The sequence below is a fragment of the Streptomyces sp. CB02058 genome (assembly GCF_001905505.1).
Lineage (GTDB): Bacteria > Actinomycetota > Actinomycetes > Streptomycetales > Streptomycetaceae > Streptomyces.
In genome coordinates this window covers 19,341-33,167 of record NZ_LIPG01000008.1, presented here as the reverse complement: position 1 = coordinate 33,167, position 13,827 = coordinate 19,341, and the positions used below count along the sequence as shown (strand labels likewise).

The following is a 13,827-nucleotide window of genomic DNA, read 5'->3' as shown; positions in this document are numbered from 1 at the left end:
GCCGAATCACGCCGCCTCCTGGGGTGCGAAAACCCCCGGACCCCCGGCATCCCCGAGGACCCCCGAGGACCACATGTCTGCCGCGCAGTACCCCGCCGTCTCCGTGATCATGCCGGTGCTCAACGAGGAACGCCATCTCAGGAACTCGGTCCGGCACATCCTGGAGCAGGAGTACGCCGGTGAGATGGAGGTCGTGATCGCCCTCGGTCCCTCGAACGACCGTACGGACGAAATCGCTGCCGAGCTGGTCCGGGAGGACTCCCGGGTCCACACCGTCCCCAACCCGACCGGCCGGACCCCCGCTGCGCTGAACGCCGCGATCAAAGCCTCACGTCACCCGATCGTGGTACGGGTGGACGGCCACGGCATGCTCTCGCCGAACTACATCGCGACGGCGGTCCGGCTGCTGGAGGAGACAGGCGCGCAGAACGTCGGCGGCATCATGAACGCCGAGGGCGAGAACGCCTGGGAGGAGGCCGTCGCCGCAGCGATGACCTCGAAGATCGGCGTCGGCAACGCGGCCTTCCACACCGGCGGCGAGGCGGGCCCCGCCGAGACCGTGTTCCTGGGGGTCTTCCGCCGCGAGGCGCTGGAGCGCGCCGACGGCTACAACGTCGAGTTCATCCGCGCCCAGGACTGGGAGCTGAACTTCCGCATCCGCGAGGCGGGCGGCCTGATCTGGTTCTCGCCCGAGCTGAGGGTCCAGTACCGCCCGCGGCCCAGCGTGCGCGCGCTCGCCAAGCAGTACAAGGACTACGGCCGCTGGCGTCACGTCGTGGCCCGCTACCACTCCGGCTCGATCAACCTGCGCTACCTCGCCCCGCCGACCGCCGTCTGCGCGATCGCGGCGGGCGTCGTCGTCGGCGCCGCGGTCACCCCGTGGGCCTTCGTCGTGCCCGCCGGTTACGTCGCGGCGATCGTCGCCGGATCGCTGCCCGCGGGGAAGGGCCTGTCGCTGAAGGCCCGCGCGCAGATCCCGGTGGCGCTGGCCACCATGCACATGTCCTGGGGCTACGGCTTCCTGACCAGCCCCCGCTCGCTGGCGAAGAAGGTCATCGCCAGCCGCCGCCCGGCCATCCAGGAGCAGGCGGTCTGACCCCGTACGCACAGGAGAAGGGCCCCGCCGGGCGAACCAGCCGGCGGGGCCCTTTCCATGTCCTACGACGTCACCAGGTGAACCCCGGGTTGACGTGCATGCACGCCTCCTCGTTCGCCCCGTTGAGCGGGTTCGCCGAGTCCGGCGTCTTCTCCTCGACGTCCTTGGCCGGGTACGCCCCGTCCTCGCGCCAGTCCGCACCCACGGCCAGGACGATGCCCGACGCGTCCGTCGACTTCTTCACCTGGGACACCGGGATCCCGAGCGCCTTGGCGACCGCCTGCGCGTCGCCCTCCAGATCCGCGCTGGGATACAGGATGCCGGTGCGGGCGGCGCCCTCGACGTTCTGCGAGTCGACCGACGCCTTGGCGAAGCCCTCCCCGGTGAGCAGGTCCTTGACCGTGCTCGCACGGCCCTGGGCCGGGCCGAGCGTGTCCGTGCCGGTGGCGTTGCGCACGCTGACCGCGATCTCGGCGGCCGGGGCCGCGGCGTCCTTGGTGACCGCCGTCTTCCGCTTGGACGCCTTGCCGTCCAGCGGGATGTCCTCGCGGATCATCCGGAAGACCTGCTCGGCCTCCTCGGCCTTCGGGTACACCCGGCCACTGTACTGGCCCGTGCCGTAGACGTTCGGCATGGTCGTCATGGTGATGCGGTTGGTCGGGGCCTTCTTGAGCTCCTCCGCCAGGTCGTACAGCTTCTTGACGGTGTCGAGCCCCTTGTCGACCGTCAGCGCGCTGGTGGCGGCCTCGGCGAGGTTCATCAGCTTTCCGGGGTCGGTGAGCTTGGTGCCCTTGCGCAGCTCGCGCACCATCGAGTTCAGGTACTGGTGCTGGGCCTTGGTGCGGCCGAGGTCCGTGTTGTCCTCGAAGCCGTAGCGCGTACGCAGCCACTGGAGGGCCTGCTTGCCCTTGACGGAGGTGGTGCCCTCCTCCAGCTTCAGCCCCGAGCCCTTGCCGTCCCTGGTGTGCGAGTAGACGTTAGCGTCGACACAGACCGGGACCCCGCCGACCGCGTCGGCCATGGAGACCACGCCCGCGAAGTCGATCATCATGAAGTGGTCGATGGTGATGCCGGTGAGCTCGTACCAGGCGGCCACCGTGCAGCCGGGGCCGCCGCGGCCCAGGCTCTCGTTGGTCTGGACGTCGACCGTGCTGGCCGCATAGACCTTGCCGGTGTCGGGGTCGGTGCACTTGGGCATCTTCAGCATGGTGTCGCGCGGCATGCTGACGACCGAGATGTTGCTCCGGTCCGCGGAGAGGTGGAGCAGCATCTGCACATCGGCGAGCGGTGTGCCGCCGAAGGTCTCCTTGGCGCCGCCCAGCTTCTGGTTGGCCGCGGAGTCCCGCGCGTCGGAGCCTATGAGCAGGATGTTCAGGGGGGTCTGACCCGCGGCGTTGGCCTTGTGATCGGCCATGGCCTTGTCGCCGAGCGTCAGATCCTCCTTCCTGATGTTGCCGTTGAGGTGCTTGTAGTACAGGTATCCGGCGCCGCCGGTGCCGAGTATCAGCAGGGCGAGAACGCAGGCCACCCAGCGCAGTACGCGCTTCTTGCCGCCCTTCGCGGCCCGCCGCGAACGCCGGTTCGGCGGCCCCTGGCGATGTCCGCCCTCCGCGGGGGCGGACCGCTCCCGCCGCCCGTGCTCGCCGCGCGCCGCCCGGCCGTCCGTCCCGTCCACGCCGTCGCCGTCGTGGCGGCCGCGTGGTCGAGTCCTCTCCCCGCGCGTGCTGCTCCGTCCCACCAGGACCCCCCTACTGCTCAGAATTCTGTTGTGGCGCGAGGACGGTCGTCACTGCGCGCATACCGCCTTGTCGGCGTTTGTCTTCTGGATGTCTCCGGGCGCCTTCGTCGCGCCGGTGACCGGCACTCCCGCGCCCCCGAAGTCCGCTCCGGGGACCGGCACCATCGCCAAAAGCCCCTCGGTGCCGGAGCTTGCCTGCTTCGGCGCGGTGGCGTGCAGGCCCGTCCTGTCCGCGAGGGCACGGGCCCGGTCCGCCTGTTCCGGCGCGTACGCCGTCGTCATGGCGGTCTTCGCCGGAGCGGCCGCCTTGTTCGTGGGCTCCGTGACTCCCTTGTCCCGCAGCCGGGTGACGGTCGCGTCCGCCGCGTCGGCGGGGTCGCCCCCGTCGAGGACGCCGGCACGTAGGCCGGCGGTTTCGGCCCTGCTGCCCCGGAGGACCGCTTCCTGCTCGTTCCCGGCCGCCTGCTCCTTCTCCTCCACCTCGGTGAAGGGGGTGTCGGAGCGCATCATCGAGAGCTGTCCGGAGGGGATGTCCTGGGTAAGGGAAGGGCCCGGCGACTCTGTTCCGGAGTGGTTCGGTCGCAATTCGTAATTGCCGGTCCGCGGGTCGAGCACCCACTGCTCGGCGGGATCGATTTCCCCCGCCCGCCCACGGCTGTGCGCGTCCACGGTCGCCTGAATCCTCCGTCGGTGCCACGCGAGGCGCCTCCCCCTGCACGGCGCTCGGTTTCTTCGCTTCCGGCCCTGCGCGGCACGGGCGCCGCGTCCACCGGATCGCGTCACACTATCCGGCCGATTCGCCCACGGGGGGCGCGCGTGACACATTCCACGCTCCTTACAACCGGGCATTCCGTCTAATACTCTCCGATTGCAGCCCCCTGTTTGAGAATTGTTCTACGCGTCGCACGGGTCATCGGCCGCATTCGATCCCGAATACGTGGGAGCGGGGGTGGGGCTCCCCTCCGTTTCTCCCGGCTTTCGACCGGACGAGTCCTTCTCGGAGCTGTGATCCGCCTGTGAATCCCCGGAATTGATTTCCTCGGCGGGAACCACGGCGACGGGCTCGTCCTTGCGCAGCGCGGTGAACAGCCGGTCGGCGTCCGGCTGCACGAGCTCGTCCCGGTTCGGGTCGGCGCGGTAGGACTGCCGGGGCACGGTCAGGAACTGCACCTTGTCCGTGGGGACGTTCCGCATCCCGCGCACCAGGTCGTACAGGTCCCTCAGCGAGTCGAGGCCCGGGTCCGTGGTGAGCGACTTCGTCGCCGCGTCCAGCACCGGGTAGAGCCGCGCCGGGTTCAGCAGGACGCCGTTGCTCTGCATCTTGTTGACGAGGGCCCCCAGGAACTTCTGCTGACGGTCCATGCGCTCGGTGTCGCTGCCGTCCCCGATCGACTTGCGGGCCCGTACGTACCCCAGGGCCTCCTCGCCGTCCAGCTTCTGGCGGCCCGCGGGGAGCTTGAGGTGTGCGTCGTCGTCGTCGACCGGCTCCTTGAGGCAGACCTCGACTCCGTCGACGGCGTCCACCATGTCCTTGAAGCCGCTGAAGTCGATGACCATGTGGTGGTCGACGCGAATGCCCGTCATCTTCTCGACGGTACGGATCGTGCAGGCGGTGCCGCCCAGTTCGAAGGCCCAGTTGAACTGGGCGAACTGCGCTCTCGTGGCCTTGCCGTCCTCGGTGTGGCAGCTGGGGATCTCGGCCATCAGGTCGCGCGGGATCGACACGGCGGTCGCGCTCCTGCGGTCGGCGGCGAGGTGCAGCAGGATCGTGGTGTCCGAGCGCTGGCTGCCGCCGTCGTCGCGCCCGTAGGCGCTGTTGTCGCCGGAGCGGGTGTCCGAGCCGATGAGCAGGATGTTCTGCGCGTCCCGCGCGATCGGCAGCGGGCGGTCCTTCTCGTACGCCTTGAGCTCGGCGGCGGCGCTGGTGTCGGTGGTGATGTTGTCGTCGAGCTTCTTGTACACCCACCAGCCCACCCCGGCGGCGACCAGCACCAGGAACGAGGCGGCGAGGGCGGTCCAGCGGAGCCAGTGCCGCTTGCGCTGCCCGGGGTCGCGCGCGGGCCGCGCACCCCAGGTCCCGTCCCCGGCCGGAGCGGCTGAGGCGTCGCCTCCGGGCGCGGCCCCCGGGGTTCCGGCGGAGGGGGCGTCCTTCGGCGCGGTCTCAGGGGTTCCGTCGGAGGCGTCGCCCTCGGGTGCGGCCCCCGGGGTGCCGGCGGGGCTGTCGTCCTTCGGCGCGGCTCCGGACGTCTCCGGAGCCCCGTCCGCCCGCCCGCCCCCGGCCGTGTCGTCCTGGTCGTCCGGGTCGGCCGGGGTGCCGGGGGTGTCGCTCACGTCTGCGTCCATCCTCACGTTCGGCGGCGCGATGGGCCGCCGGTCGCAGAAGTAGACGGCTGAACCTCACGCTTGGTTGTGCATTCAGGCGGAGTGGTCTGTACCGCCCGATCATGTACCGCCGTCGGTGTTCAGTCCCGGGGGCTCGGCCCGCCGTGGGCCGGACGAGTGGCCCTCAGAGCGCTTGTCATACCGCAGTGTTGGTGATCCGCTCGCTCTCGACACGCTTGGCGAGCCCGTCCTCCCCCAGGTGGTCCAGATGGCGGCACAGGACCACGGAGCCTCCCGCGGCCAGCGGTGCGAAGAGCCCCGCGGAGAGCCCCTCCCAGGTGTCGTACGTACGCCCTGTCAGCAGCCTGGACCCCGGGCCGAGCCCCAGCGCCGTCGCGTCCTCGCGGGCCCGGGCGACCAGCTGCTGCGCCGTCATCCCCTCGCCGCCCACGGCCAGCGCGGGGGCACCGGGGTCCACCGGGGCGTACGGGGCGAAGCGGTCGCCCTGGCCCGGCACCTCCACCGCGTAGTCCGCGAACCCCTCGGGCGGCTGGGGGAAGCGGCCCCCCAGCGGGCGCAGGGCCAGCGCCACCCGCTCGCCCCGGCAGGCGCGCGCCCGGTCGAGGCCGTCGGGTCCGCTGACGACCAGATCGGCGGACGCGGGATCGCCCTGCACATCCGCGACCACACCGACCGAGGAACAGGCGAGCAGCCAGACGGCCGACTGCCAGTGGGCGGGGAGCAGCAGCGCGAGCCGGTCGCCCGGCTCGGCGGCCAGGTCGCCCTGGAGCAGGTTGGCGGTCTTGGCCACCCAATTGGCGAAGGTGGCCACCGACAGTTCGACGCGCTCTCCGGTTGCGTCGTCGTAGAAGGTGACGAGAGGACGGCCCGGGTCCGCGGCGAGCGCGGATCGCAGCAGGTCGGCGGGGGTGCGATCACTGGCGTTCATCCGCGCAAGCGTACGCGGCCGGCGCCGGCCCGACAGGGGGTGACGGGTGCCCCGTACACCGGTTCGGCAGACGGGGCGTCAACTTCAGGTGCTCGTACTCCAGTAGCCGGTTATGCCCGACTGGGTCAAGTATTTCCTGTATGCGTGCACTTCTTGCGACTTCGATCGGCGTCACCTGCGCGACGGCACTCACCCTTCCGCTCGCCGCGCCCGCCCCCGCCGCCCCCGTTCACGCCCCGGTCGCCCAGGCGCCCGCGGCATCCCCCGTCGAACCCGCTGGTTCGACCCAGTCACTGCCCCTGCGGCCGCTCACCGGCGCCGCACCGAGGGCCACCGGTACACCCACCGCACCTACGAACCCCGCAGCCGGACAAGGGCTGCTCCGGCGGGACGCGCAGCGCTTCTCGCTCGTCGGCGTGATCTGGGACGACGCCGACGCCGAACTGCACGGATCGGTCCAGGTCCGCACCCGCGCCACCGGCACCACCCACTGGTCCGGCTGGCAGTCCCTGGAGACCCACAACACCGACCACGCCGCCGACTCCGGCAGCGCCGAGCGCGAATCGGGCCGGGTGCGCGGCTCCACGGCCCCGCTCTGGGTCGGCGACTCGGACGGCGTCGAGGTGCGCGTACGGTCCGAGAGCGCCGGGGCGCGGAGCGCCGCCGCCGCGCTCCCGTCCGGTCTGCGGGTGGAGCTCGTCGACCCGGGTGAGGACCCGGAGCAGCCGCGCGCCGAGGGCGGTCCGTCCGCCGTCACCGCCGTCGCCCCGTCGCCCGGCACCACCACGGCCGCCCAGCCGGGCGCGCTCCCGGAGGCCGCGGGCCTCACCATGGCCGCGGCGGAGAGCTCCGCGGTCAACGCCGATCTCGCCCCGCTCGGCGCCACGATGATCCAGCCCCTGAGCAAGGCCGAGTCCGAGGAGCAGGCGGTCGTCGGACCGGCCGCCAAGCCGTTCGTGGGCCCGCGCCCCGGCATCGTCACGCGCAAGGGCTGGGGTGCCGACGAGAGCCTGCGGGAGCGCGCCTTCGCGTACACCTCGACCGTCAAGGCCGCCTTCGTCCACCACAGCGCGACCGGCAACAACTACACGTGTGCCCAGGCACCCTCGGTCCTGCGCAGTATCTACCGCTACCACGTCAAGAGCAGCGGCTGGCGCGACTTCGGCTACAACTTCGCCGTCGACAAGTGCGGAAACATCTACGAAGGCCGCGCGGGAGGCGTGTCCAAGGCGGTCCTGGGGGCCCACACCCTCGGTTTCAACACCAACAGCATGGGCATCGCGGTACTCGGGACGTACAGCTCGAAGAATCCGCCCGCCGCCGCCGTCAACGCGATCGCCAAGCTGACGGCCTGGAAGCTCGGGCTGTTCGGCCGCAACCCCAAGGGCAAGGTCACCCTCGTCTCCGGTGGCAGCGGCAAGTACAAGAAGGGCGCCAAGGCCAAGCTCCACGTCATCTCGGGGCATCGGGACGGCTTCGCAACCGAATGCCCTGGAATCCGTCTCTACAAGAAGCTCGGCACGGCCCGGACGAGTTCGGCGAAGCTGCAGGGCCGCTGACCGGGAGGGACCGAACGGTCTGCATACACTGGCCAGCCGAAACGAGGCCCGGCCCCAGCAGGAAGCAGAGACGGTGCTGTGACAGAGGCAAAAGAAGCGATCCTCCTGGTCGGTGGCAAGGGCACCCGGCTGCGTCCGCTCACGGTGCACACCCCGAAGCCGATGGTCCCGGCCGCGGGGGTGCCCTTCCTCACGCACCAGCTGGCGCGGGCCAGGGCTGCCGGGGTGGAGCACATCGTGCTCGCGACGTCCTATCTGGCGGAGGTCTTCGAGCCGTACTTCGGTGACGGCGCGTCGCTCGGCCTCTCCATCGAGTACGTCACCGAGCGCGAGCCGCTCGGCACCGGCGGGGCCATCCGCAACGTGGCGTCCCGGCTGTCCTCGGGGCCGGACGAGCCGGTCATCGTGTTCAACGGGGACATCCTCACCGGTCTCGACATCCGGGCCCTGGTCGCGGCGCACGCCACGTCCGGGGCGGACGTCTCCCTCCATCTGACCCGGGTGGAGGACCCGCGCGCCTTCGGTCTCGTGCCGACGGACGCCTCGGGCAGGGTGACGGCCTTCCTGGAGAAGCCGCAGACCCCCGAGGAGATAGTCACCGACCAGATCAACGCGGGGGCGTACGTCTTCCGCCGCTCGGTCATCGACACCATCCCGGCGGGCCGGCCGGTCTCCGTGGAGCGCGAGACCTTCCCCGGACTCCTGGCCTCCGGCGCCCACCTCCAGGGCATGGTCGACTCCACGTACTGGCTGGACCTCGGCACCCCGCAGGCGTTCGTGCGCGGCTCGGCCGACCTGGTCCTGGGCCGCGCGCCCTCTCCCGCGGTGCCCGGCCGCTGCGGCGACCGGCTCGTCCTGCCCACGGCCTCCGTGGCCGCCGACGCCAAGCTCACCGGCGGTACGGTCGTCGGCGAGGGCGCGCTGATCGGCGAGGGCGCCAGGATCGCGGGGTCCACCGTGCTCGCCGGCGCCGTCGTGGAACCCGGCGCCGTGATCACCGACTCGCTGGTCGGAGCCGGCGCCCGCATCGGCAGCCGTACGGTCCTCACGGGCGCGGTGATCGGTGACGGAGCCCACGTCGGCGCGGACAACGAACTGCGCGACGGAATCCGGATCTGGTGCGGCGCGAGCATCCCGGACGCCTCGGTCCGCTTCTCCTCCGACCAGTGAACGGCCCCGGTCGGCCTTACCCTCGATAGGCACCCCGACGACCGAGGAACTCACCCGTGGCAGGACGCTTCGTACCCCGCACCACCGCCGTGCCGCGCCGGCAGGCGGCGGGCACGGACGCGTCCGCGCCGCACACCAGGACCTGGACGCCGCCGTGGCCGCTCGATCTCCGGCTGGTCCTGAGCCCGCTGCGGCGCGGCCCCGCGGACCCCTGCTTCCGGGCGCTGCCCGACGGGACGTTCTGGCGGGCCACCCGCACCCCGGCCGGCCCCGGCACCCTGCGCGTCTCCGGCTCCCGTGACGGCGGCGTCTCGGCGGCGGCCTGGGGTCCGGGCGCGCAGTGGCTCCTGGACCGGCTCCCGGCGCTGCTCGGCGCCGACGACACCCCGGAGGACTTCCGCCCGCGCCACCGGCTGGTCGCCGCGGCCCAGCACCGCAGGCCGGGGCTGCGCCTGCTGCGCACCGGGCTGGTCATGGAGTCCCTGATCCCGTCGATCCTGGAACAGAAGGTCACCACCGACGAGGCGTACCGCGCCTGGCGGCTGCTGGTCCGCACCCACGGCACCCCGGCCCCCGGCCCCGAGGACACGGCGTTCGGGGCGTACGGCCTCCATGTCATGCCGGACGCCAGGACCTGGTCGATGGTCCCGTCCTGGGAGTGGCACCGCGCGGGCGTCGACTCCAAGCGCTCCGACACGGTCCTGCGGGCGGTCCGGGTCGCCCGGCGCATGGAGGAGGCGGCCTCGATGGAGCTTCCCGACGCGATGGCCCGGCTCCAGCTCGTCCCCGGCATCGGCCCCTGGACGGCGGCGGAGACCCTGCAGCGCTCGAACGGCGCGGCCGACGCCGTCACGGTCGGCGACTACCACCTGCCGGGCATCGTCGGTCACGCCCTCGGCGGCAACCGGCACGCCGGCGACGAGGAGATGCTGGAGCTCCTCGCCCCGTACGAGGGCCAGCGCCACCGGGCGACCCGCCTGATCCTGCTCTCGGGCCATGTCCCGGCGCGCCGGGCCCCACGGATGACACCGGGCGACATCGCCCGGCTCTGAGAACCCCTCGGGCTCCCTGGCGCTTCCTGGGCCCCGGGGGAGTCCCAGGAAGCCCGCTCCCCGGCAGACCCGGTTCAGCGGACCGTGACGAACGCCCCCGGGTCCCGGTCGGCCCGGGCGGACGGTGCGCTCTTCGGACGGCCCACGGCCACCGCGCCCAGCGGGTCCCAGGAGTCCGGAAGGTCCAGCACCTCACGCACCACGTCCCGGCAGAACATCGTCGAGGACACCCACGCCGAGCCCAGCCGCTCACCGGCCAGCGCCACCAGGAAGTTCTGCACCCCGGCGCCGGCCGCGACCACGAACATCTCGCGCTCCGCGGTGTCCCGGCGCTCGTCCCCGTAGGTGTGCGAGCCGTCCATCACCAGGCACGGCACCGCCAGATACGGTGCGTTGCGCAGGACGTCACCCCGCCGCACCCGCTTGGCGACCGACTCCTCGCCGCGCCCGTCCTCGCGCAGGTCCGCGATCCAGGCGTCCCGCATCGCGTCGAGCAGCCGCGTCCTGGACTCCTGCGACTCCAGCAGGACGAACCGCCACGGAGTCGTGTGGTGCGGGGCCGGGGCGGTCACCGCCGCCGCCACCGCACGCCGTACGGCGCCGGGGTCGACCGGATCGTCCGTGAACTCCCGTACCGTGCGCCGGAGGTACAGAGCCTCGCGCACCGCCTCGGACGTGCCCAGCCGGAACATGTCGTCGGCGGCGACCCGCACCATCGCACGGGCGCCCTCCTCCTCCGGTGAGTCCGCGCCCGCCACGACATGGGGGAGCCCGCGCACCACCGCGACCGGCAGCCCGGACGCCTTGCCCTTCACCAGGTCACCGGCCGAGGCGAGTTCATCGGCCGTGGCCACGACCGTGGCGCTCAGCGGATTGCCGTAGCCGTCGGTGCCGCCCCGCAGATCGTCCAGCACCTTGACCCCCGCGGCACCGATCGCCACGTCCGTCAGGCCGTTGCGCCAGGGGCGGCCGAAGGTGTCCGTGACGACGACCCCGATCTCCACGCCGAGCGCGTCCCGCAGGCCGTCCCGGATCAGCCGGGCCGAGGCGTCGGGGTCCTCGGGCAGCAGCAGGACCGTCCCGGCCGGGGTGTTCGACGCGTCGACCCCGGCGGCGGCCATGACGAGCCCCTGCCGGTTCTCCACGATCCTGAGCGTTCCGCGCCGGGCGACCACCCGGACCGTCTCGGAGTCGATCGCCGCCTCCCGGTCGGTGGCCTCGACGATCCGGCCCTCCGCCTTGGAGACGATCTTCGAGGTGACCAGCAGGACGTCGCCGTCCACCAGGCCCGGCTCCGTGGCCGCGATCAGCTTCGCCAGGTCGTCGCCCGCCCGCACCTCGGGCATCCCGGGCAGGGCCCAGACCCGGTAGGAGGGTGCCGTACCGCTCATGCCCGTACCTCCTCGGCGAGGGCCAGGGCCTGCCGTGCCATCTCGGCCGTGGCCTCCAGGTCCGTCATCATCAGCGGGACGGCGCGGCAGCGGATGCCCGCGGCCTCGATCTCGTCGACCGCCCCGGCGTCCACGGTGTCGACGAGCCAGCCGTCGAGCAGCCCGGAGCCGTAGTGCTGTGCGACGGCCGACGCGGTGGACTCGACGCCCACCGCGGCCAGGACCTTGTCGGCCATGCCCCGCACGGGTGCGTCGCCGACGATGGGGGAGAGCCCGACGACGGGGACCCCGGCCTCGGCGATCGCCTCCCGGATGCCGGGCACAGCGAGGATGGTGCCCACGGAGACGACCGGGTTCGACGGCGGGAAGACGACGACGTCGGCCTCGGCGATGGCCTCCAGGACGCCGGGGGCGGGCTTGGCCTGCTCCGCGCCGACCGGCACGACGGCCCGCGCCGCCACGGAGGCGCGCAGCTTCACCCAGTACTCCTGGAAGTGGATCGCCTTGCTCTCGCCGTCCACGTCGACCGCCACATGCGTCTCGACGCGGTCGTCGGACATCGGGATCAGCCGGACCCCGGGTTTCCACCGCGCGCAGAGCGCCTCGGTGACCGCGCTGAGCGGATAGCCGGCGCCGAGCATCTGCGTACGGACGATGTGGGTGGCGAAGTCACGGTCGCCGAGCCCGAACCAGTCGGGCCCCACGCCGTACGCCGCGAGTTCCTCCTTCACCTGGAAGCTCTCGTCGGTACGCCCCCAGCCCTGCTCCTCGTTGATGCCACCACCGAGGGTGTACATCACGGTGTCCAGGTCGGGGCAGACCTTCAGCCCGAACAGATGGATGTCGTCGCCGGTGTTGCCGATCACCGTGATGTCCGCGTCGGGAGCGGCCTCTTTGAGACCGCGCAGGAAACGAGCACCACCGATACCGCCGGCCAGAACCACAATGCGCATGAGCATCAGTCTGTCAGGCGAAGCCTGATCGTTGGTGGGGTGGTGGCGGGCGACGGGTGGGACTGTCAGGCGAAGCCTGATCGTTGGTGGGGTGGTGGCGGGCGACCGTCAGGCCGGTACGACGGTTTCGGGTTCGGCGGCCGGGGCGCACTGCGCCGAGTGCATCGGCATCTCGGTGAGGCCCGGGAAGTAGATGTGCAGGCTGACCCCGGGTTCGAGGGAGTCATTGGCGACCTCGTGGACGTAACCGGGTGCGAAGACGCGCTGCGCGCCGGGGGTGAGGGTGACCGCCCCACGTGCCGTGTGCTCGGTCAACTCGCCGTCCAGGACGGTGAGTACACCGGAGGACAGGCCGTGGTCATGGCGTCCGCTGCCCTGCCCGGGGACCCAGCTCAGCAGCCACACCTCGTAGCCGATCGGGGCCTCCCCTGCTCGAGCGGAGCCGAGAGCTTGGGGAACCGTCTGCAGGCGGTGGTACCAGCGGGTCGTGGTGTCGTAGCGGACGAGCGGGGCCCACCGGTCGCGGTCGGCCGCGATGGTGCGGGCGAGCCCGACGAACTCGGCCACGGTGGAGGGATGGGGGCGGGCCGGCTGGAGGAGGTGCTGGACTTCAAGGATGTCGCCGGCGATCGAGAGGTCGCTGTCGCTGTTCATGGGTGCGGTGGTTCCTCGGCATGTGGATGCGCGTGCGTGGGGGTGTCGCGGAAGACCGGAAATACGGTGAAGAGAGCTGGATCAGAGCTGGAGCTCTACGGCTTCAACAGCTGTGACAGCTGGAACAGCAACAGCGGGCCTGGACAGCCGTACGGAACCCACGGATGCGGGTCGTGTACGAGGCTGCGGTCGCTGGCATGAAGTCAAGGAGACCGGCTCGATGTGCGGTCTGTCAACTCAATGCCCGATTTGGCGGCAATGTTTCACCCCTTCTGGTTGCAGGGGATGGAGAAAGGTTTTGCCACCCACCGGAGAGGCAAGGTGGCGCAACGGGCGTGTGCCCAAACATGGGTGAGGGCTCGTGACCCTACTGTGATCTTGGTCGCTACAGTGATCAAATCGAAACATCACCGCGGCCCCGCTCGTCTCATTCGGTGAGAAGCGACGCCGGGTGGACGCGCGTGGCATATGTCAGATTTTTGGTGATTTGAACACTTTCCGCATACGCTTGGTTCCGCAGAGTGAATACCAAGGCCAATAGCAGATCTTCGCTTGACTGGCCCGAAGCTACACACTTGTAATTTCACTCGTGTCGTTCGGCCGCATCGATAACGGCCGCATCACGGGGACGCAAGAGACAGACGAGGGGCGCACATGACCGAGCTGTTCCAGCAACTGCTGGTCGAGGACGCGGACGAGGAGCTCGGCTGGCAGGAGCGCGCACTGTGCGCCCAGACCGATCCCGAGTCCTTCTTTCCTGAGAAGGGCGGCTCCACCCGCGAGGCCAAGAAGGTCTGTCTCGCCTGCGAGGTCCGCTCTGAATGCCTTGAGTACGCCCTCAACAACGACGAACGGTTCGGCATCTGGGGCGGCCTCTCCGAGCGCGAACGGCGACGCCTGAAAAAGGCCGCCATCTGACGCACCCCGCGCACCCGGACACCGG

12 protein-coding genes are annotated in these 13,827 nt (G+C 71.3%); 5 read left to right on the top strand and 7 right to left on the bottom strand.

Going from position 1 to position 13,827, the window contains the following annotated elements:
* Positions 1-73: 73 nt before the first annotated feature.
* Entirely contained in the window at positions 74-1,096 is a 1,023-nt protein-coding gene (locus AMK10_RS33465) for a glycosyltransferase family 2 protein (protein WP_073753017.1), read from the top strand.
* A gap of 70 nt (positions 1,097-1,166) precedes the next feature.
* On the opposite strand, the gene AMK10_RS33460 is transcribed toward AMK10_RS33465, so the two are convergent.
* From AMK10_RS33460 to AMK10_RS33445, 4 genes are all read right to left on the bottom strand, one after another.
* Positions 1,167-2,834 (bottom strand): LCP family protein, encoded by a 1,668-nt coding sequence (locus tag AMK10_RS33460; RefSeq protein WP_073753015.1) that lies wholly within the window; start codon positions 2,832-2,834, stop codon positions 1,167-1,169.
* 48 nt (positions 2,835-2,882) lie between these two features.
* Positions 2,883-3,503: a hypothetical protein gene (locus tag AMK10_RS33455; RefSeq protein ID WP_143195003.1), complete on the bottom strand. Its 621-nt coding sequence runs from the start codon at positions 3,501-3,503 to the stop codon at positions 2,883-2,885.
* A gap of 225 nt (positions 3,504-3,728) precedes the next feature.
* Complete coding sequence (locus AMK10_RS33450; protein ID WP_382567304.1) at positions 3,729-5,165, bottom strand: LCP family protein; 1,437 nt, start codon at positions 5,163-5,165, stop codon at positions 3,729-3,731.
* Between the two features lie 187 nt (positions 5,166-5,352).
* On the bottom strand, positions 5,353-6,105 hold the full coding sequence (locus tag AMK10_RS33445) for a TIGR03089 family protein (RefSeq protein WP_073753009.1): 753 nt from the start codon (positions 6,103-6,105) through the stop codon (positions 5,353-5,355).
* 140 nt (positions 6,106-6,245) lie between these two features.
* Here AMK10_RS33445 and AMK10_RS33440 point away from each other — a divergent pair, with 140 nt between their 5' ends.
* The 3 genes from AMK10_RS33440 (at position 6,246) to AMK10_RS33430 (ending at position 9,886) form a co-directional block, all read left to right on the top strand.
* Positions 6,246-7,664: a peptidoglycan recognition protein family protein gene (locus tag AMK10_RS33440; protein ID WP_073753007.1), complete on the top strand. Its 1,419-nt coding sequence runs from the start codon at positions 6,246-6,248 to the stop codon at positions 7,662-7,664.
* 78 nt (positions 7,665-7,742) lie between these two features.
* Entirely contained in the window at positions 7,743-8,834 is a 1,092-nt protein-coding gene (locus tag AMK10_RS33435) for a nucleotidyltransferase family protein (protein WP_073753005.1), read from the top strand.
* 56 nt (positions 8,835-8,890) lie between these two features.
* Positions 8,891-9,886 carry a DNA-3-methyladenine glycosylase family protein gene (locus tag AMK10_RS33430; protein WP_073753003.1) on the top strand — a complete coding sequence of 332 codons (996 nt, stop codon included), beginning with the start codon at positions 8,891-8,893 and terminating at the stop codon, positions 9,884-9,886.
* A 74-nt stretch (positions 9,887-9,960) separates the two neighbouring features.
* Here the strand turns inward: AMK10_RS33430 and AMK10_RS33425 are convergent, their stop codons facing one another.
* From AMK10_RS33425 to AMK10_RS33415, 3 genes are all read right to left on the bottom strand, one after another.
* Positions 9,961-11,277, bottom strand: coding sequence for a coenzyme F420-0:L-glutamate ligase (locus AMK10_RS33425; protein WP_073753001.1), 1,317 nt, complete (start codon positions 11,275-11,277; stop codon positions 9,961-9,963).
* Positions 11,274-12,230, bottom strand: coding sequence for a 2-phospho-L-lactate transferase (cofD, locus tag AMK10_RS33420; protein ID WP_073753529.1), 957 nt, complete (start codon positions 12,228-12,230; stop codon positions 11,274-11,276). Before cofD ends, AMK10_RS33425 begins: the two co-directional genes overlap by 4 nt.
* Before the next feature lie 108 nt (positions 12,231-12,338).
* Positions 12,339-12,884: a cysteine dioxygenase gene (locus AMK10_RS33415; protein WP_073752999.1), complete on the bottom strand. Its 546-nt coding sequence runs from the start codon at positions 12,882-12,884 to the stop codon at positions 12,339-12,341.
* A gap of 654 nt (positions 12,885-13,538) precedes the next feature.
* On the opposite strand from AMK10_RS33415, the gene AMK10_RS33405 reads away from it, so the two are divergent.
* Positions 13,539-13,802, top strand: a complete 264-nt coding sequence (locus tag AMK10_RS33405; protein WP_031093859.1) for a WhiB family transcriptional regulator — start codon at positions 13,539-13,541, stop codon at positions 13,800-13,802.
* Positions 13,803-13,827: the final 25 nt, after the last annotated feature.

Coding starts and splice junctions, on each gene's coding strand:
- AMK10_RS33415 (WP_073752999.1), bottom strand. CDS start 12,884: ATGAACAGCGACAGCGACCTCTCGATCGCCGGCGACATCCTTGAAGTC.
- AMK10_RS33445 (WP_073753009.1), bottom strand. CDS start 6,105: ATGAACGCCAGTGATCGCACCCCCGCCGACCTGCTGCGATCCGCGCTC.
- AMK10_RS33405 (WP_031093859.1), top strand. CDS start 13,539: ATGACCGAGCTGTTCCAGCAACTGCTGGTCGAGGACGCGGACGAGGAG.
- cofD (WP_073753529.1), bottom strand. CDS start 12,230: ATGCGCATTGTGGTTCTGGCCGGCGGTATCGGTGGTGCTCGTTTCCTG.
- AMK10_RS33425 (WP_073753001.1), bottom strand. CDS start 11,277: ATGAGCGGTACGGCACCCTCCTACCGGGTCTGGGCCCTGCCCGGGATG.
- AMK10_RS33465 (WP_073753017.1), top strand. CDS start 74: ATGTCTGCCGCGCAGTACCCCGCCGTCTCCGTGATCATGCCGGTGCTC.
- AMK10_RS33440 (WP_073753007.1), top strand. CDS start 6,246: ATGCGTGCACTTCTTGCGACTTCGATCGGCGTCACCTGCGCGACGGCA.